This window comes from Nocardia aurea, assembly GCF_003123685.1.
In the GTDB taxonomy this organism is placed as follows: domain Bacteria; phylum Actinomycetota; class Actinomycetes; order Mycobacteriales; family Mycobacteriaceae; genus Nocardia; species Nocardia aurea.
On sequence record NZ_QCYJ01000154.1, the window covers coordinates 135,128 to 158,688 of the forward strand.

General features: G+C 67.1%; 21 protein-coding genes. 7 read left to right on the forward strand and 14 right to left on the reverse strand.

Going from position 1 to position 23,561, the window contains the following annotated elements; genetic code table 11:
• Positions 1-7 precede the first annotated feature (7 nt).
• Entirely contained in the window at positions 8-220 is a 213-nt protein-coding gene (locus tag DAT37_RS44525) for a hypothetical protein (RefSeq protein WP_157978896.1), read from the reverse strand.
• Positions 221-539: 319 nt separating this feature from the next.
• On the opposite strand from DAT37_RS44525, the gene coaE reads away from it, so the two are divergent.
• Complete coding sequence (coaE, locus tag DAT37_RS38495) at positions 540-1,736, forward strand: dephospho-CoA kinase (RefSeq protein ID WP_109529870.1); 1,197 nt, start codon at positions 540-542, stop codon at positions 1,734-1,736.
• Here coaE and DAT37_RS38500 read toward each other — a convergent pair.
• From DAT37_RS38500 to DAT37_RS38520, 5 genes are all read right to left on the reverse strand, one after another.
• Positions 1,706-2,194, reverse strand: a complete 489-nt coding sequence (locus tag DAT37_RS38500) for an SRPBCC family protein (RefSeq protein WP_109529871.1) — start codon at positions 2,192-2,194, stop codon at positions 1,706-1,708. The genes coaE and DAT37_RS38500 overlap by 31 nt on opposite strands.
• A 61-nt stretch (positions 2,195-2,255) precedes the next feature.
• A complete protein-coding gene (locus DAT37_RS38505) occupies positions 2,256-2,747 on the reverse strand; it encodes a pyridoxamine 5'-phosphate oxidase family protein (RefSeq protein WP_109529872.1) in 492 nt (163 codons plus the stop codon).
• Complete coding sequence (locus tag DAT37_RS38510; protein ID WP_109529873.1) at positions 2,744-3,082, reverse strand: ArsR/SmtB family transcription factor; 339 nt, start codon at positions 3,080-3,082, stop codon at positions 2,744-2,746. Before DAT37_RS38510 ends, DAT37_RS38505 begins: the two co-directional genes overlap by 4 nt.
• A 93-nt stretch (positions 3,083-3,175) precedes the next feature.
• The gene (locus tag DAT37_RS38515) at positions 3,176-3,700 is read right to left on the reverse strand and encodes a DUF402 domain-containing protein (RefSeq protein ID WP_109529874.1); all 525 of its coding nucleotides are present in this window, start codon (positions 3,698-3,700) and stop codon (positions 3,176-3,178) included.
• 69 nt (positions 3,701-3,769) lie between these two features.
• Positions 3,770-4,390, reverse strand: a complete 621-nt coding sequence (locus tag DAT37_RS38520) for a DUF402 domain-containing protein (RefSeq protein WP_109529875.1) — start codon at positions 4,388-4,390, stop codon at positions 3,770-3,772.
• Positions 4,391-4,686: 296 nt separating this feature from the next.
• Here DAT37_RS38520 and uvrB point away from each other — a divergent pair, with 296 nt between their 5' ends.
• Positions 4,687-6,876: an excinuclease ABC subunit UvrB gene (gene uvrB, locus DAT37_RS38525; RefSeq protein WP_232840258.1), complete on the forward strand. Its 2,190-nt coding sequence runs from the start codon at positions 4,687-4,689 to the stop codon at positions 6,874-6,876.
• A gap of 17 nt (positions 6,877-6,893) precedes the next feature.
• Here uvrB and DAT37_RS38530 read toward each other — a convergent pair whose 3' ends face one another.
• Positions 6,894-7,376: a VOC family protein gene (locus tag DAT37_RS38530; RefSeq protein ID WP_109529876.1), complete on the reverse strand. Its 483-nt coding sequence runs from the start codon at positions 7,374-7,376 to the stop codon at positions 6,894-6,896.
• Between the two features lie 52 nt (positions 7,377-7,428).
• On the opposite strand from DAT37_RS38530, the gene DAT37_RS38535 reads away from it, so the two are divergent.
• Together DAT37_RS38535 and DAT37_RS38540 are read left to right on the forward strand one after the other, a co-directional pair.
• Positions 7,429-8,316 (forward strand): helix-turn-helix domain-containing protein, encoded by an 888-nt coding sequence (locus tag DAT37_RS38535; RefSeq protein WP_109529877.1) that lies wholly within the window; start codon positions 7,429-7,431, stop codon positions 8,314-8,316.
• Between the two features lie 306 nt (positions 8,317-8,622).
• A complete protein-coding gene (locus DAT37_RS38540; RefSeq protein ID WP_109529878.1) occupies positions 8,623-9,075 on the forward strand; it encodes a universal stress protein in 453 nt (150 codons plus the stop codon).
• 63 nt (positions 9,076-9,138) lie between these two features.
• Here DAT37_RS38540 and DAT37_RS38545 read toward each other — a convergent pair whose 3' ends face one another.
• From DAT37_RS38545 to DAT37_RS38555, 3 genes are all read right to left on the reverse strand, one after another.
• On the reverse strand, positions 9,139-11,478 hold the full coding sequence (locus DAT37_RS38545) for a HelD family protein (protein ID WP_109529879.1): 2,340 nt from the start codon (positions 11,476-11,478) through the stop codon (positions 9,139-9,141).
• Positions 11,479-11,563: 85 nt separating this feature from the next.
• Positions 11,564-11,902 (reverse strand): antibiotic biosynthesis monooxygenase family protein, encoded by a 339-nt coding sequence (locus DAT37_RS38550; protein WP_109529880.1) that lies wholly within the window; start codon positions 11,900-11,902, stop codon positions 11,564-11,566.
• A 9-nt stretch (positions 11,903-11,911) separates the two neighbouring features.
• Positions 11,912-13,252: a sensor domain-containing diguanylate cyclase gene (locus DAT37_RS38555; protein WP_109529881.1), complete on the reverse strand. Its 1,341-nt coding sequence runs from the start codon at positions 13,250-13,252 to the stop codon at positions 11,912-11,914.
• A 256-nt stretch (positions 13,253-13,508) separates the two neighbouring features.
• Here DAT37_RS38555 and DAT37_RS38560 point away from each other — a divergent pair, with 256 nt between their 5' ends.
• Positions 13,509-14,654 carry a beta-ketoacyl synthase N-terminal-like domain-containing protein gene (locus tag DAT37_RS38560; RefSeq protein ID WP_109529882.1) on the forward strand — a complete coding sequence of 382 codons (1,146 nt, stop codon included), beginning with the start codon at positions 13,509-13,511 and terminating at the stop codon, positions 14,652-14,654.
• Here DAT37_RS38560 and DAT37_RS38565 read toward each other — a convergent pair whose 3' ends face one another.
• Positions 14,655-16,412, reverse strand: a complete 1,758-nt coding sequence (locus tag DAT37_RS38565; protein ID WP_109529883.1) for a sensor histidine kinase — start codon at positions 16,410-16,412, stop codon at positions 14,655-14,657.
• A gap of 138 nt (positions 16,413-16,550) precedes the next feature.
• Between DAT37_RS38565 and DAT37_RS38570 the strand changes: the two genes are divergently transcribed.
• Positions 16,551-17,336 carry a sigma 54 modulation/S30EA ribosomal C-terminal domain-containing protein gene (locus DAT37_RS38570; protein ID WP_109529884.1) on the forward strand — a complete coding sequence of 262 codons (786 nt, stop codon included), beginning with the start codon at positions 16,551-16,553 and terminating at the stop codon, positions 17,334-17,336.
• Positions 17,337-17,345: 9 nt separating this feature from the next.
• Here DAT37_RS38570 and DAT37_RS38575 read toward each other — a convergent pair whose 3' ends face one another.
• Positions 17,346-17,978: a response regulator gene (locus tag DAT37_RS38575; protein ID WP_109529885.1), complete on the reverse strand. Its 633-nt coding sequence runs from the start codon at positions 17,976-17,978 to the stop codon at positions 17,346-17,348.
• 654 nt (positions 17,979-18,632) lie between these two features.
• On the opposite strand from DAT37_RS38575, the gene uvrA reads away from it, so the two are divergent.
• Positions 18,633-21,653, forward strand: a complete 3,021-nt coding sequence (gene uvrA / locus DAT37_RS38580) for an excinuclease ABC subunit UvrA (RefSeq protein WP_109529886.1) — start codon at positions 18,633-18,635, stop codon at positions 21,651-21,653.
• 568 nt (positions 21,654-22,221) lie between these two features.
• On the opposite strand, the gene DAT37_RS38585 is transcribed toward uvrA, so the two are convergent.
• Together DAT37_RS38585 and DAT37_RS38590 are read right to left on the reverse strand one after the other, a co-directional pair.
• Entirely contained in the window at positions 22,222-22,923 is a 702-nt protein-coding gene (locus DAT37_RS38585; protein WP_109529887.1) for an alpha/beta fold hydrolase, read from the reverse strand.
• A gap of 284 nt (positions 22,924-23,207) precedes the next feature.
• Complete coding sequence (locus tag DAT37_RS38590; RefSeq protein WP_109529888.1) at positions 23,208-23,534, reverse strand: type II toxin-antitoxin system death-on-curing family toxin; 327 nt, start codon at positions 23,532-23,534, stop codon at positions 23,208-23,210.
• Positions 23,535-23,561: the final 27 nt, after the last annotated feature.

A 23,561-nucleotide genomic window follows, 5' to 3' on the forward strand; every position in this document is an offset into this window, starting at 1 on the left:
GGAGAGGTCAGCCGGCGGTGGCGGGAACCCAGCGCACGGATGCGAAAGCTGGACGTTTTCGCATGGCCGCGAAACTGTGCCGTGCCGGACTGATCAAAGCGGTGAACCATGAGCGGCGGTGCTCGGCGAGCGCGGCCGCGACAGCGGGGATCTGGATGCAGTGCACGCCTCCCGCCATTCCCAGGCGGTGGCGACCCGACTGGTTGATTCTGGTGCCCAATGAGTTTCCTTTGCTAGCTGGTTCTGGCCTGGATCGCCACGGCGAAGATTAGCCGACAAAAAGGGCGCCGCAGAGTATTTTGCGCGAGTAATTGCCTCGGCGTGTCGGAAAGTTGACGCGCGGGTGTGGGGGTCGGCCGGAAATGTTGCGAATCGGTCTCGGCGTCGTCACGGATCGGGCAAAACCGGCGAGTGGAGGTGAATTCGGGATCGGTGATGGGTAATCACGCGCTTCGGGGCAGACCGCTCGCGTCAGCGGGCACGACGTCGGCACGTGGGTGGTCGGCGGTGCGGGGAATCGCGAATGCGAGACTGTGGGCATGTTGCGGATCGGCCTCACCGGAGGCATGGGAGCGGGTAAGTCGACGGTGGCGCGGATCCTGGCCGAACGGGGCGCGGTGATCATCGACGCCGACGCCATCGCGCGCGAGGTCGTCGCGCCGGGTACCGAGGGCCTCGCGGCGTTGGCGCAGGCGTTCGGACCGGAGATCCTGGCGGCGGACGGCAGCCTGGATCGGCCCGCGCTCGCGGCCCGCGCATTCGCCGACGAAGAATCCAGGAAGAAACTGAATTCGATAACTCATCCGCTGGTCGGAAAGCGCACGACGGAATTGATCGACGCGGCGGAATCCGACGCGATTCTGGTGCAGGATATTCCGCTGCTGGTCGAGAGCGGAATGGCGCCGTATCTCCATCTGGTATTGGTGGTCGACGTCGACGCGGAAACTCGAATTCGCCGACTCGTCGAATTCCGGGGAGTTCCCGAAGCCGATGCGCGGGCCAGGATTTCGGCACAGGCCACCGACGAACAGCGTCACGCCGTCGCCGATGTACTACTCGACAACAGTGGCGAGCCCGGTGCGATCGAGCCGGTGGTGCGGCGACTCTGGGAGCAGCGGTTGGTGCCGTTCGAACGTAATCTGCGTGCCGGGACGGTCGCGGCGCGGGAACTGCGGCTGGTTCCCGCCGACCCGGAATGGGCGGCCCAGGCGCAGCGGCTGATCGCCCGACTGGCGGCGGCCTGCGGGTCGGCGGCGATCCGGATCGACCACATCGGCTCGACCGCCGTACCGGATCTGCCCGCCAAGGATGTCATCGACATCCAGATCACCGTCGCGGATCTCGCGGCCGCCGACGGATTGCGAGATGCGCTGGGAGCGGCGGGTTTTCCGGTCAAGGCGCACCTGGCACACGACAACCCGAAGCCGACCGGGGCCGATCCCGCGGGCACCGACACCGCGCTGTGGGCCAAGCGCGTGCACGGCAGTGCCGATCCGGGACGACCCGCCAACGTCCATCTTCGCGTCGAAGGATCACCGGGGGCGGAGTTCGCCCTGGCATTCCGTGACCGGCTGCGCGCCGACGCCGACCTGCGGTCGGAATACCTCACCGTGAAGCGGAAGGCCGAAGCGGCGGCGGCCGACAGTTCCGGGGAGGCCGCCGCCGAGGCGTACTACGCGGTGAAGGAGCCCTGGTTCGACGACGTCTACGAGCGGATTCGCGGCGCGGCGGACTGAGTGACCGCGCGCTGCCGGAGCAGCGCGACCAGGCGGTCCAGGCTCTGGCCCCAGCCCTCCCGCGCGCCGTCCTCCGGGGCGAGCGGTCCGGGGGCGAGCAGGTGGAAGGTCATGGTGGTCTCGTTCGCGCCGGTTTCGGCGAAGGTCACCGTGGCGACGGATTCGCTGTCGGCGCCGCCGTCACCGGTCGGATCACCCCAGGTGAAGACCAGGCGTTCCGGTGCGACGATCTCGCGGAACACGCCCGCGCTCGGGTAGCGGGCGCCGTCGGTGTCGGAGACCATGACCGAGTCGTAGCGGCCACCGACGCGCGGCTCGACGACGATGGTGTCGCGCGGTGTCGAGAACCCGTGCGGACCGGCCCATCGCACCAGTTGGTCGGGATCGAGCCAGGCCTCGAACACCAGCTCGCGGGGCGCGTCGAAGGTGCGTACTATGGTGAATTCTCGGTCGCTCATATCGAAAAGTCCTCTCGGCGTAGTGGATCCGTGTCATCGGTGCGGGCTGTGCGGTGCGGCGCTACGCGCCCTTCATCCAGTCGGGGGCGCCGGAGGGGAAGCGGGTCCGGAAATCCATGACGCCGACCCAGGTGGGGCGCACGACGATTCGTTCCATTCGAGGCGCCATCGCGCGCAGGAATTCGAGCCGTTCGGCGGCGGCCTCGTCGCCGCCCTTGTTCATCGCCAGCGCGTACTCCGGTGCCAATCCGTCGATTTCGTGAATTTCCGCCCGGCCGCGTATCAGTAGAACTTCCGGTGGTGCGGATTCGGTGTCGATCGTGATCGCGACATCGGGGTGCCTGCGCAGCATTCGCGCTTTCTTCGACGGCGCGAAACCGGCCATGATCAATTCCGATCCGTTCCACCAGAAATTGATCGGCAGCACTCTCGGGGTGCCGTCGGCGGCGGTGAAGGCCAGGCGGGCGGGCAGATTCGCCGCGAGTAGTCGCCGCGCGGTATCGGTCTCCAACAGGCGGATATCGCCCTGGGGCAGTTCGGTCGATGCGGTCACCGGTCGCTCTCCTTGTGCTGTATGCGGCGCAGATGTTCGTCGAGGCGGTCGAAGCGGCCGTCCCAGAACTGCCGGTACCGGTCCAGCCAGCCGGTGGCCGTGCCCAGCGGGGCTGCCTCCAACCGACACGGGCGCCACTGCGCGTGTTGCCCTCGGGTGATGAGTCCGGCGCGTTCGAGAACCTTCAGGTGTTTGGAGATGGCGGGCAGGCTCATCGCGAACGGTTCCGCGAGTTCGGTCACGGTGGCCTCGCCCTCGGCCAGACGTGCGAGGATCGCCCGCCTGGTCGGATCCGCGAGTGCCGCGAAGGTTCTGCTGAGTTCGTCGCCCGTCATAGCTTGTATTCAACCACCTAGCTAATTAACTGGATGGTTAAATGCTGCACCCGGCGCCGCGGGTTGTCAAGGGTGGTCGAAGCCGGTGGAGAACTACTTCCAGGTCAGCGTGATGCCGAGCGATTCCGTCCAGCGCTCCAGCGAGTAGCCGTTGGCCGCGATGCCGTCGATCGCGGTGGCGGCACGTTCGATCGCCGCCTGGGATTCGGCCGCTCCGAGCAGTCCCGCGGTGTGGGCGGCCAGCAGTTCGTCCACATCGAGCAATTCGGTGTCGCGTCCGGTGCGGACCACGATGTCGAGGTAGTGGTCCACCGAGGTCCACCGTTCGTCGGTCACCCGGGTGAACTCGCCGATATCGAGGTAGTAGTCCTGATCGCGCCGGTGTTCCGGGTGGTAGTGGAAGATCGACGCTCGCAGTCCCAGATCGGGCAGCAGCCACGATTCGATGTAGTGGAACTGCGGATGATCGGAGGCTCGTGCCATGTACAGGCCCCACGGTTGCACGTGGTACCGCTCGACCGCCCGGACGAACCCCTTGGGGTCGGTATTGGTCAGGCTCTCGAGATCGAAGTACTCGACCTTGGGCCGGTGCACGTCCACTGTTGGTGCCTGTGTCATGTCCTCAGAATCTACCGGTGTACCGCCCGGCGTCGAGTCGGACAGGGCTCGGCCGGGCCGTCGAGGTGACTACATCCAGGTCAGCACGATGCCCTCCGAGGCGAGCCACTGTTCGAGGTCGTGCTCGTGCGACGCGCATCCGTCCACGACCTTCGTGGCCCGGTCGAAGGCGCGTCGGGCCCGCGCGGCGTCGAGGAAACCGGCCGCGTGCGCCGCGAGCAGTTGCTCGGCGCCGTGCAGTTCGGCGGGCCTGCCCTGCCGTACGACGACGTCGAGGTACAGGTCGGTCGCCCGCCAGCGTTTCGGCGTGACCTCGGAGAATTCCCCGATGTCGAGCCGATAGTCGTGTTTGCCGAACCGGGCCGGGCGGGTGTGCTCCCTGGTCGCCCTGATGCCGAGATCGGGCAGCAGCCAGGTTTCGGTGTGACGACGTTCGGGCTGGTCGGCGGCGCGGGAGATGTACAACCCCCACGATTCCCGGTGACAGCGGTCGACCGAGGTGATGTAGCCCCTGCTGTCGGTGCAGGTCAGGTCCGCGAGGTCGAAATATTCGACGACCGGTCGGCGGACCGGGTTCCCCGGTGGCGTCCGCGGTGGCTCGGCGCTGCCGCGCCGTAGATCACGGGCCATATAGCCTGCTATTCCGGACATCGTCGGTGCGGCGACGAGCAGGGGAACCAGAACGCTCATGGCGAGTCCTTCGGCAGGTCCGGTAAATACTCAGGCTACACCCGGCGCGGCCTCGGCGTGCGGTGCGGAAGTATCCGCTCGCGGACCGAATGGAGTTGCCGCCCGGTATGTTTCGCGGCGTACCATGCGGCGCGCGTCGTCGTCGTGTGAGTCGTCTCTCGTTCCGGGCGGCCGGTCGCGGGTACGGCCGAGCCCGGGTGCCGTCGGCCGATTTCCCGTGGTCGGGACCACACGCGGGCTGCGGCGGTGAGCACATGCCGGGAAATCTGTCGGTGGGTCCGCCTACCCTGGTGAACATGGCATTCGCAACCGAGATTCCGGCCGAGGGCTACGAGGACCGGGCCCACGGTGAGCAGCCGCTCGCGCATTCGGAGTTCCGTCCGGTCGGTGTGATCGAGCGTGCCGACGGCCGCTTCCAGGTCGTCAGCGACCACAAGCCCGCGGGTGATCAGCCCACCGCCATCGCCGAGTTGCAGCGCAGGATCGAGGCGGGGGAGCGCGATGTGGTCCTGCTCGGCGCGACCGGTACGGGTAAATCGGCGACCACCGCGTGGCTGATCGAGAAATTGCAGCGACCGACGTTGTTGATGGCGCCGAACAAGACGCTGGCCGCGCAGTTGGCCAACGAGTTGCGGGAGATGTTGCCCAACAACGCCGTCGAGTATTTCGTCTCGTACTACGACTACTACCAACCCGAGGCCTACATCGCCCAGACCGATACCTACATCGAGAAGGACAGCTCGATCAACGACGACGTGGAGCGGCTGCGTCACTCGGCGACATCGAGCCTGCTCTCACGGCGTGACGTGGTCGTGGTCGCCTCGGTGTCGTGCATCTACGGCCTGGGCACACCGCAGTCCTATCTGGATCGGTCCGTGCAGCTCGAGGTGGGCGCCGAGATCGACCGCGACGCGTTGCTGCGGCTGCTGGTCGACGTGCAGTACACCCGCAACGACATGTCCTTCGTGCGCGGCTCGTTCCGGGTGCGCGGCGACACCGTCGAGATCATCCCGTCCTACGAGGAACTCGCGGTGCGCATCGAATTCTTCGGCGACGAGATCGAGGCGCTGTACTACCTGCACCCGCTCACCGGCGACGTGGTGCGCCAGGTCGACACACTGCGCATCTTCCCCGCCACCCACTACGTCGCGGGCCAGGAGCGCATGGAACGCGCGGTCGGCGATATCGAGCGGGAGTTGGAGGAGCGGCTGGCCGAACTGGAACGGCAGGGCAAACTGCTCGAAGCGCAACGTCTGCGGATGCGCACCCAGTACGACCTGGAGATGATCCGCCAGGTCGGCTTCTGTTCCGGTATCGAGAACTATTCGCGGCATATCGACGGTCGCGGGCCCGGGACGGCGCCCGCCACCCTGATCGACTACTTCCCCGAGGACTTCCTGCTCGTCATCGACGAATCCCACGTCACGGTCCCGCAGATCGGCGGTATGTACGAGGGCGATATGTCGCGGAAGCGGAATCTGGTCGATTTCGGCTTCCGCCTGCCGTCCGCCGTCGACAACCGGCCGCTGACCTGGGAGGAATTCGCCGATCGCATCGGGCAGACCGTCTACCTCTCGGCGACCCCCGGCCCGTACGAACTCGGGCAGGCGGGCGGCGAGGTGGTCGAGCAGGTCATCCGCCCGACCGGCCTGGTCGATCCGAAGGTGGTCGTGAAACCGACCAAGGGCCAGATCGACGATCTCCTGCACGAGATCCGCGCGCGCACCGAACGCGACGAGCGCGTCCTGGTCACCACCCTGACCAAGAAGATGGCCGAGGATCTCACCGATTACCTGCTCGGCCTCGGTGTCCGGGTGCGGTACCTGCACTCGGAGATCGACACCCTGCGCCGCGTGGAACTGCTCCGCCAGCTGCGGTTGGGCGAATACGACGTCCTGGTCGGCATCAACCTGCTGCGCGAGGGCCTCGACCTGCCGGAGGTGTCGCTGGTGGCGATTCTCGACGCGGACAAGGAGGGGTTCCTGCGCAGCAGTACCAGCCTGATCCAGACCATCGGCCGCGCCGCCCGCAACGTCTCCGGCGAAGTGCACATGTACGCCGACAAGATCACCGACTCGATGCGTCACGCCATCGACGAGACGGATCGGCGCCGGGCCAAACAGGTCGCCTACAACACCGAGAAGGGCATCGACCCGCAGCCGCTGCGCAAGAAGATCGCCGACATCCTGGATCAGGTGTATCAGGAGGCCGACGACGAGGTCGCGGTCGGCGGATCGGGACGCAACGCCAGCCGTGGCAGGCGCGCACAGGGCGAGCCGGGCCGTGCGGTCAGCGCGGGGGTGTACGAGGGGCGCGATATCAAGTCGATGCCGCGCGCCGAACTCGCCGACCTGGTCAAGGAACTCACCGCGCAGATGATGAACGCGGCCAGGGAATTGCAGTTCGAATTAGCGGGCAGGCTCCGCGACGAGATCGCGGACCTGAAGAAGGAGCTGCGAGGCATGGACGCGGCCGGGCTCAGTTGAGCACCGGCCGGTCCCGATCACACCTGCGTCGCCATCCATTCGTTCACGCGCCGCTCGGCTTCCTCACGCGAGACGTCCTCGATCCTGGTCATCACCGCCCAGCGATGACCGAACGGGTCGATGACGACGCCGTAGCGGTCCCCGGTGACGAAGGTCTGCGGTGGTTCCGCGCTACGCGCGCCGTGCGCGACGGCGCGTTCGATGACGGCGTCCACGTCGGGGCAGTAGTGCACCATCGAGGTGTGCACCCACTCGCCGTTGGGGGCGAGCACGCCGTTGTCCGGAATCGGCATACCCATCTGCAGGATCGAATCGCCGATCTTCAGTTCGGCGTGGGCGGGTTGGCCGTCGGGCATATCGTTGCGGCTGATCACCTCGGCGCCGAAGACCGCGCCGTAGAATTCGATCGCCTTCCTGCCGTCGGGGACAGCGAGGAAACAGGTGATCGAGTGGTAGCCGTCGGGGATGGGTCGCACTGTCGAAATCTCTGTATCGCTCATGGGGACAACTCTGCTCGACGGTCGAGGCGCGGTCTTGTAAGAAAGCGACACGGTGCCTGACGGGGGCGGGGGCGTTCCGGACAGGGGTGTTCCCGGCGCGGACGACGTCAAGGGCATCCTGCATCCGGTCGAGCAGGCCAGGCACCGCACACTGGCGCGGCTGCCCGCCGGACCATCGGTCGACCGCTTCGTCGAGTGGTATTGGTCGGTGCGCTGGGATCTGCGCGGGCGTCCACCGTATTTCGCCGAGGTGCTCTCCTATCCGTGTGTGAACATCACTTTCGAGCGCACCGAGACCCGCACCGGAGGATTCGTCAACGGTGTCGGCACCACCAAATACATTCGCGAACTCGGCGGACTCGGTGAGACATTCGGCATCCGTTTCCGCGCCGGTGGTTTCGGCGCCTATACCGGATTGGATGTCGGCGCCTTCCGTGATTCCGTCGTCGAACTGACCGAGGTAATACCCGAAGCCGCCGGGCTCACCGATCGGGTGCTGGAGGCATCATCCGATGCCGAACGCCGGGCGATCGTCGAGGAATTCTTCGGCGCGCGGTCGTGTCCCGACGACCCGACCTACGGGCTCGTGCTGCGCATCGTCGCCGCGATGGAGCGTGATCTCGAGTTGACGCGGGTCGATCAGGTCACCGACCGGTTCGGGATCCCGGTACGCACACTGCAACGGATGTTTCGCCGCTACGTGGGGGCGGGCCCGAAATGGGTGCTGCGCAGGTATCGGCTGCAGGACGGCGCGGATCTGCTCGCCCGCGGCCGGACCGAGGACCTGGCCGCGCTCGCCGCCGAACTGGGCTACTTCGATCAGGCGCATTTCTCGCGGGAGTTCACCGCGGCGGTCGGAATGCCGCCGTTGGAATACGCGAAGAATTCGGTACGATCGCGTAACGAAGTTACTGCCAAAGTTTTTCCGCCGGGGCGGTAGCGCGGCGGCGCCGCCGAGACCCCGCTGTGATGAATATCCCAGGGCCGCAACCGGGTTCGTCCGACTTGTGATGGGTCACAGAATTCGATCCGCGGAATTGAATCCGCCCTGGTAGTTCGGGCCCCATGGATTCTGTCGCATGACGCGGGCGTGTGAAAGCCGCGACGCCACCGAGTGTGATGTGCTGCGATTTGTGAAATTTCGGGGTGATTTGCCGCTATGGTCGAGCGCAGTCGCCGCAACGGTGCTCCCGACTCGTTCAGGTAGCGCTGCTGCAGGCACCCGACCCACATAGTTGGAGGACTCATGACCGCCTACCGGACCATTGTTGTCGGTACCGATGGCTCGGACTCGTCGTACGTCGCCGTCGACAAGGCCGCTTCGCTGGCCGGCGCCGCGGGCGCGACCCTCGTCGTCGCGTGCGCCTTCTACCCGACCGACGATCGCGACGTGGCCGCCGCCGCCGATGTACTCAAGGACGAGGCGTACCAGGTACGCGGGTCCGCTCCCACCAGCGAGATCCTGCGGGTCGCCCGCGATCGCGCCACCTCGGCGGGCGCGAAGGAGATCGTCGAACGCGCCATCGTCGGCGAGCCCGTCGAATCGCTGCTCGACCTGGTCAAGGAAGTACAGGCCGATCTGCTCGTGGTCGGTAACCGAGGCCTCAACACCCTGGCGGGACGACTGCTGGGATCGGTCCCCTCCGATGTGGCGCGCAAGTCGCGCTCGGACGTCCTGATCGTCCACACCGTTCGCTAGACGACGAATCCGCGAGCCCCGCATACCGCCCGTTCATCGGTGCGGATGCGGGGCTTTCGCGTGTCAGGCCAGCGCGCCGAGCACCGGCGGCAGCGCCTCGGTGTGCACCACGGTCAGCCGCTGGGTGGCTCGGGTCAGCGCGACGTAGAGATCGTTGAGACCGCGCGGTGATTCGTCGAGTATCCGATGCGGTTCCACCAGGTACACCCCGTCGAATTCCAGGCCCTTCACATCGTGCACGGTGAGCACCCGCACCGACTCCGCGGCCAGCCCCGACAGTTCGGGAACCAGGTCGTGCGGGGCGATGACGGCCGTGGTGCCCGGCCCGTGCTCCGCGGCGACCGAATCCGCCAGCGCGGTGGGTAATTCGGCCGCGGTGACCCGGATCGCGCGCGGCGCGTTACCCGATTCGCGCACCGAACGCGGGACGGCGGTACCGGGATCGATGGCGGCGAGCACATCCGCGGCGACCGCCATGATCTCGGCGGGCGTGCGGTAGTTGACGGTCAGCTCGGTCAGCTTCCAGCGTTGTGCCACATACGGTTCCAGCATCGACTGCCACGACGACGCGCCCGCGGGATCACCGGTCTGGGCCACATCCCCGACGACGGTGATCCACCGATTCGGAATACGCCGCATCACCATGCGCCACGCCATCTCCGACAGTTCCTGTGCCTCGTCGACGATGACGTGCCCGTAGGTCCAGGTGCGGTCGCCCGCGGCACGTTCGGCCGTGGTCTGTCTGGCCCGCACGTCCTGGCGTTCGGCGAGCTGACTCGCGTCGATCAGGTCGTAGGCCATCAGGATCTCGGGGTCGAGTTCGTCTTCGAGATCCTGCGGGGCCGAACCGGTCAGGATGTCGAGAGCGTCCTGGGCCTCGGCCAATTGGGCGCGCCAGCGCCGCCGGGCCCGTTCGCGATCCTCGGTGTCGTCGACGCCCAGCAGTTCGGCCAGTTCGTCGAGCAGAGGCGCGTCGGCGGCGCTGAACTCGCCGTCGTCGTCGCGGACCAGTTCCGCGCGGTCGGCGGGGGCGAGCGAGGACGCCACCCGGTCCAGGCGTTTCGGATCGGCGAACAGGTCCGCGAGAACGTCCTGCGGCGCCAGGATCGGCCACAGCCGTCCGATCGCCGCCTGCACGGCGGGATCGGATTTCATCTCGTCCCTGATCTCGGCGAGATCGGTACCGCTGAGCAGACTCTGGCCGCCGGACAGATCCGCGCCCATGGTCTGGGCGAGCTGCTCGGTGAGCGCGTCGATCACCGAACTCGCGAAGATCGGGCGCGCCAGATTGTGCGGCCGCCGCGAGGACCGGGCCCGGCCCCTGGCCCTGGTGGCGATCTTGCGGTCCAGCAGCACCGGATAGCCGTCGAAGGCGAGGCGGATCGGGTCCGCCGGTATCTCCTGGCGGTCGCGTACCGCCTGTTTGAGCACCTCCAGGATCGCCGTCGAACCCTTCACCTCGCCCGCCCGCAGGGAATCCTCGCGGGTGGCCTTCACCCCGGGGTACAGGTCGCCGATGGTGGACAGCAGCACACCGGTCTCGCCCAGCGAGGGCAGCACCTGCCCGATGTAGTCGAGGAAGGTGGCGTTGGGACCGATGATGAGCACGCCGCTCTTGGCCAGTTGCTGGCGATAGGTGTAGAGCAGGTAGGCCGCGCGGTGCAGCGCCACCGCGGTCTTGCCGGTGCCCGGCCCGCCCTGGACGACGAGCACGCTCTTGTGCTCGGAACGGATGATCGCGTCCTGCTCGGTCTGGATCGTCTCGACGATGTCGTTCATATGGCCGGTGCGGGCCGCGTTCAACGCTGCGAGCAGGGCGCTCTCGCTGCCGACGCCGCCGTCGCCCCCGGACGTCCCGGCCCGCCGCGCCGCGTCGAGATCCAGGTATTCGTCGTTGATCGCGGTGACCTTGCGGTTGCGCGATCGGATATGCCTGCGCCGGATCACCCCGTCGGGGGTGGCCGTGGTGGCGAGGTAGAACGGGCGTGCCAGCGGCGCGCGCCAGTCCAGCAGCAACGTCTCGTAGTCGTCCTTCTCGTCGAGGATGCCGAGCCTGCCGATGTAGCGGGTCTCACCGTCCCCGGCGGCGACGGAATCGGTCGAATCGGTCGCATCGACCTCCAAATCGATGCGACCGAAACACAGCCCGTGTTCGGCGGCGTCGTATTTGGACAGGTCCTCGTTGTAGAGCTGACTGAACGACTCCCGCTCGGTCCGGGCCTGCGGGGTGCCGCCGGTTTCGAGCAGCACGGCCTTGAGCCGGTTCTTGGCGTATTCGCGCATACCGTCGAGCCGGTCGTACAGCACGGACAGGTAGGCCTGCTCCTGTGCGATCTGCAGGTCGCGGTTCCGCTCGGGAGCGCCGTCGGGCTCGGCACGGTCCTGGGTGAGGCGGTCGGGCAAAACTGAACTCCTTGTCACCGCGATGAGCCGGACAGCGCGCGAAAAGAGTGTGGCTCGCGCGCGAGTGAAAACAGAGTTGTCGAGTCTACTGTGCTTCCGGCACGCTCGCCGCAACCGCAGGTGGAGCCCCGGAAGCCAGGACCGGTTCGAAGTGGCGCACGGCGGGGAAGGGATCGTAGAAATGGTGCAGCAATCGGGACCACTCCTCGTATTCCGGCGATCCGCGAAAGCCGTCGACGTGATCGCCCAGCGTGTCCCACTCGACGAGTAGCAGATACGTCCCCGGGATCTCGACACCGCGTGACAGCGACAGTGTCCGGAAGCCGGGCATCGACTCGATGATCAGGCGTGCCCGCGCGAAGGCCGCCTCGAATTCCGCGGCGCGGTCCGGCCGGACGGGCAGCAGGACGTGTTCGATGATCATGGGTCGAGCCTAGGAAGCGTGGGTGCTGTTCGGCAGGCGGGTCGCGCCGAGTGCGTCGTCGCGGTTGGTCTTGGCCCGGTACATGGCCAGATCGGCGTCGTGCAGCACCGCCTCCGGTGTGCGGTGCTCTTCGGAGGACAGCGCGGTCACCCCGATGGAGGCGTTCACCTCGATCCGATGCCCGCGCGCGATGATCGGTTCCGACATCTTCGAACGCACTCGGTCGACCAGGGAGTCGAGATCGACCGTGCGGGGCGCGCCGGAGAGCAGTACCAGGAACTCGTCGCCGCCCAGCCGTCCGACCAGGTCCTCGGCGCGCAGCGCGCGTTGCAGCCGCTGCGCCACGATCTGGAGGACGGTATCGCCGATGGCGTGGCCCAGGGTGTCGTTGATGACCTTGAAATCGTCCAGGTCGATGAAGAGCACCGTCGAGACCGGGAGATCCTCGCTGCCCGCGAGCGCTCCGGCCAGCTGAGCCAGGATCAGCGAGCGGTTGGCCAGTCCGGTCAGCGAATCGTGGGTGGCCTGGTACTCGAGCTGCCTGCGACTGGCGCGGAATTCGGTGATATCGGCGAAGGAGGAGACGGCCGCGGAGTGTGGATCGCCCGGATTGAGCAATCGGCTGCTCCCCGAGAGCCAGCGCCGCTGCCCGTCCTCGCGGTCGACGCCGAAGACATAACCGGTGATGGTCTCGCCGGTCGCCAGCGTGCGCGCCACCGGATGGCGCGCGGTCGGCAGCGGTTTGGCGTTGGCGTCGAGCAGCACCAGGGGCAGATCGTCGATGGTCGAGCCGGTCAGATCCCCGGTGCTCGGATTGCTGCCGAAGATCCTGAGCGCGGCGGGATTGGCGGATTCGATCCGTCCGTTGCGGTCGATCACCACCACGCCCTCCTCCAGTTGGGAGACGACGGTGGTGAAATGCTGTTCGGCCTTGCGCTGGGCCGCCTCGGCGGTGCGCTGGGCGGTCAGATCATGGATGACGACCTGGTAGGCCAGGCGATCGAACCACGGCGTGCGCACCGAGACGGTCTCGACCTGGACGGTGTGCCCGTCCAGGCGCGACAGTGTCATCTCGGTGGGTTTGGAAGCCGATCCCTCGCCCTCGAGACTGTCGATCCGCTCGAGCATGGCGGACACGGAATCGGGGTGGACGAAGCGGGTGAGTGGCTGGCCGATCAGTTGGTCGGCGTCCTCGGCCGCGAGTAGGCGCACGGTAGCCCGGTTGACATAGACGACCACGCCGTCCTCGTGCACACAGATCCCGTCCGGGGTGTGCTCGACCAGGGACCGATACCGCTGGGCCAGCTGCTCGGCATCCGCCGAGCTGTTCGCCGCCCTGTCCTCACCCACTCGGAACCCCCGATCGTCGACCGATTCATGGCCATTGGAACACGGGATATTTCTGGTATCGACGTGTACAAGATCACACCGACTTCTGTCTTGCTTCGATCATGTCGTGGGCATTCCATTGTGCGCCCTCGGTGATCATTACAGAAAGCCGGACTTTCCGGGCCGTCGCCGAGGTGTATCCGGCCCGTGGGGCCGGCGGAGGAGCGATGCCATGTCGAGCGCCACTTCGACCACCGTAGAGCACTCTCGCGATCATATGACGATCGCCGGGATAGGGGCCGTCACCGGATACGGCTGGGGCCGCGAAGCGCTGTGGCGCGGACTGATGAGTGCCAAACCCGCGGCCACCCTCGAATCCGGATACGGGCACGACGGCGACGAACACGCCTGGGTGGCGTTGGTACCCGACGGCGGTGATCACGCCGTCAGCAGCAGCCGCTACGGGCGTGCCGTGCACGAGTCGGCGCGCGAGGCGATCGCCGACGCCACCGACCGGGGCTGGCGCGCGGGCCGCACCGTGGGGCTGCTGCACGCGATCGTGCTCGGCGACGTGGTGAACTGGCGCGATTTCTACCTGGTCGACGGCGGTCGCCGCCGTCCGCGTGACTTCCTCCGACTACTACCGTCGACGCCGGTTTCGGTGCTGATGCAGGAATACGGATTCCACGGCCCGTCGATGAACGTCTCGGCCGCGTGCAGCTCGGCCAATGTCGCCCTCATCACCGCCGAACTGTGGATCGACAGCGGAATCGCCGACGATGTCATCTGTGTCGCGACCGATATGTCCGCGACACCCGACCTCGTCGACCATTTCGTCCGACTCGGTGCGGCGGTGATCGACAGCGAGCCGCTCGATGCCACCCGCCCGTTCCAGCAGGGCAGCCGGGGCTTCACGATGGCGGAGGCGTCGGTGGCCTTCGTGCTGAGCCGCAGCGTCGAACGCCCGTACGCGGCGGTGCTCGGCGGCGGGATGTCCAACGACGCCTATCACGTGGTCTCGGTCGAGCCGACGCACGAACAGATCTTCGAATGCGCCGGGCGCGCGCTGCGCGATGCCGGAATCACCGCGGCGGATGTCCGATACTTCAACGCCCACGGCACCGGCACCGCGCAGTGCGACAACGCCGAACGCGATCTGCTGGCGCGGATGTTCGCCGATCGCCCCGAGGTCTACGCGATCAAACCGCTGACCGGACACTGCCAGGGCGCGGCCGCCGCCGTCGAGATCGCCGCCGCCGCAATGGGTTACGAACGCGGCGTGGTGCCCGCGGCGCCCATCGTCGCACCCGCCTACGGGCGTCTGCTCGACGGTGTGACCCCCTTCGCAGGCGGTATCACCGCCAAACTCTCCCTCGGCATGGGCGGGCACAATTCGATGGTCGTGCTCGGTCCGGCCCGCTGATCACGCGGTCGGCAGCGGCACCGACCACCGCAACCGGGTGCCCGGCATCGCGGCCTCGCTGTCGGTATCGCCCGCCGGGCCTTCGGTGGTGCCCGCGGGACCGATGACGAATTCGCCGTGTGATTTCTCCGCCCGCTGTTCCAGATTCCGCAGGCCGCTGCGGATCACGTGATTCGGGATACCCCAGCCGTTGTCGGTGACGACGATCGTCAGATTGTCGTCGACGCTGATCTCCACCCCGACCGTGTCCGCGCCGGAATGGCGCACCGCGTTGCTGAGCGCCTCGCGCACGACCGCCTCGGCGTGATCGGCCAATTCGGCCTCGACCACCGACAGCGGCCCGGTCACCTGGACCGTCGCGCGTAACGGCGCGTCGGTGGTCTGTTGCCGGACCGCCTGTTCGATGCGGTGTTGCAGGCGCGTGCCGTCCCCGTCGCCGCCGTGCAGGTCGAAGATCGAGGTGCGGATTTCCTGCACCACTTCCTGCAATTCGTTGACCACCGTCGTAAGTCGTTGCCGCACTTCGGGAACCACCGCCTTCGGCACCGCGCCCTGCAGGGTGAGCCCGATGGCGAACAGTCGCTGGATGACGTGGTCGTGCAGATCGCGCGCGATGCGGTCGCGGTCGGCGAGCAGGTCGAGTTCACGCACCCGCCGCTGGGTTCCGGCCAGTCGCAGGGCCAGCGCGGCCTGATCGGTGAAGGCCGCGGTCAGTTCGACCAGCTCGTCGGTGTAGGGCGGGGAGCCCGCGGGCCGGACCGTGACCAGAACGCCGAGGGTCGAATCCGGCGTGCACAGCGGCAGGATCAGCGCGGGGCCGAGATCCTCGATCGTGACACCGAGATCGATCCGCGCGGCGTCGTCGAAGCGCAGCGGAACCCGGCCGGCGAGCGCCTCGCCCAGTGCCGTGGCCTCGGTCGGCACCGGACGACCCTCGTGCCCGGCGCTCGGTCCCGACCACTGGCTCAGCAGCAGGTCGTCGCTTCCCTCGGTCTGTTTGCCGGTGGCTCCGGCCAGGAAGGCACGATGGGATCCGGTCAGCGTGCGCGCGTGATCGACCACCTGGGCCAGTACCCGGTCCGGTTCGGTGCCCGCGAGGAATTCGGTCGCGATATCGCGGGTCGCCTCGATCCAGGCCTGTCTGGTGCGCGCCGATTCGTAGAGCCTGGCGTTGTCGACCGCGATACCCGCCGCCGAGGCCAGCGCACGCACCAGCACGTCGTCGTCCTCGGTGAACGGCTGCCCGCCTGCCTTCTCGGTGAGATACAGCGCCCCGAACACCTCGTCGCGGATCCGAACGGGCACACCGAGAAAGGTGTGCATCGGCGGGTGTCCCGGCGGCAGGCCGATCGAGGAGGGATGTTCGGTCAGGTCGTCCAGACGTAGCGGTTTGGACACGTCGAACACCGCGCCGAGCACACCGTGTCCGACGGGCAGCCTGCCGATCTTCTGGCGCGTCCCGTCGTCCATGCCCTCATCGATGAACTGGGTCACCTGCTGGTCGTGCCCGCGCACCGCGAGCGCGCCGTAGCGCGCGTCGACCAGACTCGTCGCGGTGCGGACGATGGCGCGCAGCGTGTCGTCCAGATCGAGCCCCGAGGTGACGGTGAGCATCGCTTCGACGAGGCCGTCCATCCGGTCACGGGAATCGATGATCAGCTCGACGCGTTCCTTGACCTCGCTGAGCAATTCACGTAATCGCAGCTGGGACAGCGTGTCGCGCACCGAGTACAGGTCGCCTGCGCTGTCGTCGGTCATGTGGGTCCCCCTCGCGGAAACGCAATTTGCTGCGCTCGGTTCAGTCTAATTCCCGGATCAGGGACTTTCGGCCCTGTACGCGACGGCGTCGTCGCGGTGGGATGAGCGGACCGGAGGATTAGATAGCAGAGGTGTCCTATGAATTCGTCGCAGCCGTTGTACCTGTCGGAGCAGTGGACCACCGCGGCGGACCCGGACCTCGCGGTCACCACCCGCGGTGCGGTTCCCCCCGCCGATGTCACGAGAGCGGTACGCGCCATCGGCCGCGTACTGCGCCGTCATCACCTCGACGTACCAGCCAGGGTGCGCGTGACCGCACCCGATGATCTCGATCAGCCGACCGTCGTGCAGGCCAACATCCGGATGCACGATACCCCGACCCGCGTCCAAGTGACAGGCCCGCGCGGATTCGCCGTCACCTTCGCCGTCGAGCGCCTGGATCGCCAGATCAGCCGCCTGGTCTCGCACGAATCGCGGTCGTGGCCCGATCCGGCCCGCCCGCCGCTGGCAAGGGTGACCGAACGTCGCCCCATCGTGCGCCGCAAGGAATGCGCGCTGCTCACCGGCACCCCGGCCGAGGCCGCTTCGGTGATGGACGCGATGGATTACGACTCGTACCTGTTCACCGACTCCCAGACCGGCGAGGACGCCGTCGTGCACTGGAACGGATCCGAGGGCATCGCGCTGGCGCGGCAGCGGGCGACGATCACCCCGGCTCCGCCCGCCGACCAGCCCCTCACCACGCATTCGCTGCCGGTGATGGTGCGCCCCGATCCGACGCCGACCCTCACCGAGGACGAGGCGTCGACCTGGCTGTGTCGGTCGGGCCTGGCGTTCCTGTTCTTCACCGACGAGCAGACCGGCCGCGGCAAACTGCTGTACCGCCGCTACGACGGCGACCTGACGGTGGTGGCTCCCGCCTGATCGGCGGCCTCAGGAATCGCGCAGCCGGGACGCCAGCACGGCGGCCTGGGTGCGCCGTTCCATGCCGAGTTTGGCGAGCAGCCGAGAGACGTAGTTCTTCACCGTCTTCTCCGCCAGGAACATGCGCGCGGCGATCTGCCGGTTGGTCAAGCCCTCGCCGAGCAGGGCGAGCAGTCGGCGTTCCTGTTCGGTGAGCCCCGCCAGCGGGCCGTCGTTCTCGGTACTGCTGCGCAACCGCGCCCGCAGCGCGGCCGCCGCACGGGTATCGAGCAGTGAGCGGCCCGAACCGACCACTTTGATGGCCTCGGCCAACTCCATGCCTTTGATGTTCTTCACCACATAACCGCTGGCCCCGGCCAGGATCGCGTCGAGCATCGCGTGTTCGTCGGTGTAGGAGGTGAGGATCAGGCAGTGCAATCCCTCCATGCCCGCGAGCAGGTCCCGGCACAGTTCGATCCCGTTGCCGTCGGGCAGGCGCACATCGAGGACCGCGACGTCGGGGCGGACCCGGGGGATTCCGGTCATGGCCTGGGCGACATCGCCCGCCTCGCCGATCACGCTGAGTTCGGGATCGCTGTTCAGCAGGTCGATCAGCCCACGTCGCACTATCTCGTGGTCATCGACCAGGAACACCTTGATCACGCTCGCCTCCCAGCGTTCTCGGACGTCGGCTCACCCCGGGCGGACGACCTCGCCGGGCCTGCTGCCGATATCCCCCTGGGGTAACCGTAGCCCCCGTCCCCGATCGCATACGGCGGAATCGGCAGGGCGGTGGGAATGTCGGCGTCGCAGTCTGTTTCGGGCCGTCGGTGGCCGTCGGTCGACCCGGTCGAAGTGGTCATCGTATCGAAGCTGTTGGCGTAGTGAGGAATTGAATCACCGCGCCGCGCGCTCGCCCATTTCATCCGGGCCGGTCGGTACGTCCGGCGGCGGGTGTGCGTCCGGGCCGAGGGCGGCCGTGCCCACCCGGGTATTCGCCCGGCGGACGAGTGGTCATGGCAATGCTCACATTCGATGTGCGGAGGCTATTACTCGAGCGAACGGCGGCCGACGGACGAGGAGCGGGAAGGATACTGTGGATGCAGGCACGGCTCGCGACGTCTCGGCGCGGAATCGGACTCCGCGTGGTCGGTACGGCGCTGGTCGGGGGCGGAGAGCACGGGTCGACGAAACTTGTCGGTGGTCGGGTCTAGCATCACGGCGGGGTGGGGTCCGGGTGCCGCCGGGTGGGTCGGTGACCCGCCCGGACACCGTGATTTATACGAACGCCGACACGATCGAGAAGGGACTCACCTGGTGGCGGAACGCCTCACTGTGCGCGGAGCTCGGGAGCACAACCTCAAGGGGGTCGACCTGGATCTGCCCCGCGACAGTCTCATCGTGTTCACCGGTCTGTCCGGCTCCGGCAAATCCAGCCTCGCCTTCGACACCATCTTCGCCGAGGGCCAGCGCCGGTATGTGGAATCGCTGTCGGCCTACGCCAGGCAATTCCTCGGGCAGATGGACAAGCCGGACGTCGACTTCATCGAGGGTCTCTCGCCCGCGGTGTCGATCGACCAGAAGTCGACCAATCGCAATCCCCGCTCCACGGTCGGCACCATCACCGAGGTCTACGACTATCTACGTCTGCTGTACGCGCGCGCGGGCACCCCGCACTGCCCGGTCTGCCACGAGCTGATCGAGAAGCAGACACCGCAGCAGATCGTCGACCAGGTGCTCGCCATGGAGGAGGGCATCAAATTCCAGGTGCTCGCGCCGGTGGTGCGCACCCGCAAGGGCGAATTCGTCGACCTGTTCGACCAGCTGAACACGCAGGGCTATTCGCGCGTGCGGGTCGACGGTGTCGTCTATCCCCTCACCGATCCGCCGAAGCTGAAGAAACAGGAGAAGCACGACGTCGAGGTGGTCGTCGACCGGCTCGCCGTCAAACCGAACTCCAAGCAGCGGCTCACCGATTCGATCGAGACGGCGCTGCGCCTGGCCGACGGCATCGTCGTGCTGGATTTCGTCGACCGCGACGAGCACGCGCACGACCGCGAGCGCCGTTTCTCCGAACGCCTGGCCTGCCCGAACGGCCATCCGCTCGATATCGAGGATCTCGAACCCCGGTCGTTCTCCTTCAACTCGCCCTACGGCGCGTGCCCGGACTGCACCGGCCTCGGCATCCGCAAGGAGGTCGATCCGGATCTGGTGGTGCCCGACACCGAGCTGAGCCTGAGCGAGGGCGCCATCGCGCCGTGGTCGCGCGGGCAGACCGCCGAATATTTCACCCGCCTGCTGTCGGGGCTGGCCGAGGCCGTCGGATTCTCGATGGACACCCCGTGGCAGGAATTGCCGCTCAAGGCGCGCAAAGCCGTGCTCGAGGGCAGTTCGGACCAGGTGCACGTCTCCTACACCAATCGCTACGGAAGGAAGCGGTCGTACTACGCCGATTTCGAGGGCGTGATGCCGTTCCTTCAGCGGCGTATGGAGAACACCGAATCCGAACAGATGAAGGAGCATTACGACGGGTACATGCGCGACGTGCCGTGCCCGGTCTGCGACGGCGCGCGGCTGCGCCCGGAGATTCTCGCCGTCACCATCAATTCGGGCGGCGACCGTAAATCCATCGCCGACGTCAGCGAACTGTCCATCGCGGATTGCGCGGAATTCCTCGGGTCGCTGACCCTGGGTGAGCGCGAGACCGCGATCGCGGGTCAGGTACTCAAGGAGGTGCAGGCGCGGCTCGGCTTCCTGCTCGACGTGGGTTTGCAGTACCTGTCGCTCTCGCGTGCCGCCGCGACCCTGTCCGGCGGCGAGGCGCAGCGGATCCGGCTCGCCACCCAGATCGGCTCCGGCCTGGTGGGCGTGCTGTACGTCCTGGACGAACCGTCCATCGGCCTGCACCAGCGCGACAACCGCAGACTCATCGAAACCCTCACCCGGCTGCGCAATCTCGGCAATACGCTGATCGTCGTCGAACACGACGAGGACACCATCCGGGCCTCGGACTGGGTGGTCGACATCGGCCCGCTCGCGGGCGAGCACGGTGGCCGGGTGGTGCACAGCGGCACCTATCAGGATCTGCTCACCGACCCGAATTCGCTGACCGGCGCGTATCTTTCGGGGCGCGAGCGGATCGATGTGCCGATGGTGCGGCGTCCGATCGACAAGAAGCGCAGGCTGACCGTCGTCGGCGCGACCGAGCACAATCTGAAGAATATCGACGTGTCGTTCCCGCTCGGCGTGGTCACCTCCGTCACCGGTGTCTCGGGCTCGGGGAAGTCGACACTCGTCAACGACATCCTGGCGACCGTGCTGGCGAACAAACTCAACGGCGCGCGGCAGGTACCGGGGCGGCATACGCGGGTCAACGGGCTGGATCATCTGGACAAACTGGTTCAGGTCGACCAGTCGCCGATCGGGCGCACGCCGCGTTCCAACCCGGCCACCTACACCGGCGTCTTCGACAAGATCCGCACCCTGTTCGCGGCGACCACCGAGGCGAAGGTGCGCGGCTACCAGCCGGGACGTTTCTCGTTCAACGTCAAGGGCGGTCGCTGCGAGGCGTGTTCGGGCGACGGCACCTTGAAGATCGAGATGAACTTCCTGCCGGACGTCTACGTGCCGTGCGAGGTGTGCCAGGGCGCCAGGTACAACCGGGAAACCCTGGAAGTGCACTACAAGGGCAAGACCATCGCCGAGGTGCTGGACATGCCGATCGACGAGGCCGCCGATTTCTTCGAACCGGTCACCTCGATCCACCGCTACCTCAAGACGCTGGTCGACGTCGGCCTGGGTTACGTGCGTCTCGGGCAGAGCGCGCCGACGCTGTCCGGTGGTGAGGCGCAACGCGTCAAACTGGCCGCCGAACTGCAGAAACGCTCCACCGGGCGCACCGTCTACATCCTCGACGAGCCGACCACGGGTCTGCACTTCGAGGACATCCGCAAACTGCTCCTGGTGATCAACGGCCTGGTCGACAAGGGCAATACGGTGATCGCCATCGAGCACAACCTCGATGTCATCAAGACCTCGGACTGGGTGATCGATATGGGGCCCGAAGGTGGTTCCGGCGGCGGCACCCTGGTGGCGGAGGGATCGCCGGAGGATGTGGCCGCCGTCGCCGACAGCTACACCGGTCAGTTCCTGAAGGACGTCCTAGCGGCCCCGCCCGCGTCGAAGAAAGCGCCCGCCAAGAAAGTGGCGAAGAAGGCGCCCGCGGCCAAGGCGGCGGCGACCAAGGCCACCGGAACCAAGGTGGCGGCGACCAAGAAGGCGGCTGCCGAGCCCGCGGCCGCCAAACGTCTGGCTCGGAAGGCGGCCGCGCTGCGCTGAGTCGCTTTCACCCCACCCGGTGGGCGCCGCGGACGAGCGGCCCCACCGGGTTTCGTGCTGTTCAGGGGGGTGCGCTCGGTCACAGTCCGAAACCGGCGAAAAAGTGAAACATCCGTGTGTAAGATTCGGCTCACCTGTTCGGATGTGACCGAACAGTACCGATACGTGAGCCGGATGCGGGCGCGTTCGCGGCACCTGCCGACGGGCCGAATCCGGTGTGAAGAAAGGAATTGCATGGAAGGCGTCGATATCGCCGCGTTGGTCGCCCTGATCCTCGGATTTCTCGCCACAGGCTCGTCCATCAACTACACACCGGGCGCCTGAGCGACCGACGAAAGGAATCAGATCATGGACACCGGAAGCGCGGGCTTCAGCGCCCTTTTCGCCGCTCTGGCCCAGGCGATCGCCACGGGCTCATCCATCTCGGTGACTCCCGGGACGTGAGTGCATGACAGGGTCGGCGCGCGGCCGACCCTGTCACCACGCCCGGCCTGTGCGGACAATCTCGCCCGCGAACGCCGGAGTCCCGTCGAAAACGGGGTGTGAGTGTCCGGTGCGGCCGGTTGCCCTAGGCAACCGAATGAATCACTTCCGCCAAACGCTTCGGTTCCGACCACATCGGCCAGTGCCCGGTCGGCAGATCCATCAAATCCGCCGCGACACGCGGCAATTCGCTGAAAATCGGGGCTTCTCCGCTGGTGCTCAACTGTCGCACCAATTCCGCCGCGATACTCGTGCACACGACCGTCGTCGGCACGTCGAGTCGCGCGGTCGAAGCACTCATCCGCAACGGTGATCCCGCGATTCTCGCGGGCTGCGAGACGGCCTTCTCCCGGAACCGGGCCAGCGCGATATCGTCCAGCCCGGTCAGGCTGTTGCCCTCGGCCTCCAGTTCCGCCCACGACGGCAATTCGAACTCCCGCGCCGAGCCAAGATCGTCGCGCAGGACGAAACCGTTCGGAATCGGGGCGCTGTCCACATAGATCGCGTGCCCGATCCGCTCCGGCACCAGATCCGTCGCCAGGTACACCGGCACCGCGGCACCCGAATGTGCCACCAGCACAGCCTTTTCGGCCGGATCGATGGCCTCGACGATCGCGCGCGCCTGCTGTTCCAACGTCGCGTCGAATCTGGACTCGTCCTCGGGATCGAGCCCCGGCAACGTCAGCGCGCACACATCGTGCCCCCGCCCGCGCAGTTCCTCGGCGACCTCGTCCCACGCCCACGCACCGAGCCAGAATCCGGGAACGAGCAGAATTCGAGTACCCATACAGCCAGCATGCCGCATCCGGCCGACATGCCGCCCGGCTGTTTCGGGAGCGGTGCGGTCACGTCCGCGGACCGCCCTGTCGCCCGGAGTACTGCCGCCGACATGCCACGGCAGAACAGTCGCCGAGGGTGGACCGCGCCGGGAACAGGCGGAACCGGTGTTCGATCCGGGGGCGAGCTGATAGCGGGGCATGGTGCGCAACCCGACCTGGTGCGACACGGTGCGAAGTGCACCAGGGCTTTTCGTGCCGCCGGACTGCGAAGATACCGCCGCCTGAACGGTCATCAAACGCGGTCGAACATTCCGATCAGCGCAGTCGCGATATCCGCTACCTCAACCAATTCGCTTTTCGCCACGGCGATCATGAGGTCGTAGGCGCGATCCTCGTTCAGGTGATCGACGTCGATTCCGTTGCGCGCCAGGAAGACGACCGCCGCCACGATCGCCAGACGCTTGTTCCCGTCGATCAGCGGATGATTACTCGCGATCGAGTGCAGCAGCGCCGCCGCTTTCTCCCACAGCGTGGGGTAGGCGTCGGCGCCGAAGACCGTGGCCTGCGATCTCGCCGCGGCCGATGCCGGAAAACCGGGGGCGCGTAGTGCGTAAATCACCCGCCTCGTCGCAGGTGATCGCGCGGA

Excerpts from the sequence above, each read along its gene's own strand:
- DAT37_RS38585 (WP_109529887.1), bottom strand. The coding sequence starts at position 22,923 with ATGGGTACTCGAATTCTGCTCGTTCCCGGATTCTGGCTCGGTGCGTGG.
- DAT37_RS38565 (WP_109529883.1), bottom strand. The coding sequence starts at position 16,412 with ATGACCGACGACAGCGCAGGCGACCTGTACTCGGTGCGCGACACGCTG.
- DAT37_RS38500 (WP_109529871.1), bottom strand. The coding sequence starts at position 2,194 with ATGAGCGACCGAGAATTCACCATAGTACGCACCTTCGACGCGCCCCGC.
- DAT37_RS38540 (WP_109529878.1), top strand. The coding sequence starts at position 8,623 with ATGACCGCCTACCGGACCATTGTTGTCGGTACCGATGGCTCGGACTCG.
- uvrB (WP_232840258.1), top strand. The coding sequence starts at position 4,687 with ATGGCATTCGCAACCGAGATTCCGGCCGAGGGCTACGAGGACCGGGCC.
- DAT37_RS38570 (WP_109529884.1), top strand. The coding sequence starts at position 16,551 with ATGAATTCGTCGCAGCCGTTGTACCTGTCGGAGCAGTGGACCACCGCG.
- DAT37_RS38550 (WP_109529880.1), bottom strand. The coding sequence starts at position 11,902 with ATGATCATCGAACACGTCCTGCTGCCCGTCCGGCCGGACCGCGCCGCG.
- DAT37_RS38560 (WP_109529882.1), top strand. The coding sequence starts at position 13,509 with ATGACGATCGCCGGGATAGGGGCCGTCACCGGATACGGCTGGGGCCGC.
- DAT37_RS38520 (WP_109529875.1), bottom strand. The coding sequence starts at position 4,390 with ATGAGCGTTCTGGTTCCCCTGCTCGTCGCCGCACCGACGATGTCCGGA.
- DAT37_RS38530 (WP_109529876.1), bottom strand. The coding sequence starts at position 7,376 with ATGAGCGATACAGAGATTTCGACAGTGCGACCCATCCCCGACGGCTAC.
- DAT37_RS38515 (WP_109529874.1), bottom strand. The coding sequence starts at position 3,700 with ATGACACAGGCACCAACAGTGGACGTGCACCGGCCCAAGGTCGAGTAC.
- DAT37_RS38510 (WP_109529873.1), bottom strand. The coding sequence starts at position 3,082 with ATGACGGGCGACGAACTCAGCAGAACCTTCGCGGCACTCGCGGATCCG.
- coaE (WP_109529870.1), top strand. The coding sequence starts at position 540 with ATGTTGCGGATCGGCCTCACCGGAGGCATGGGAGCGGGTAAGTCGACG.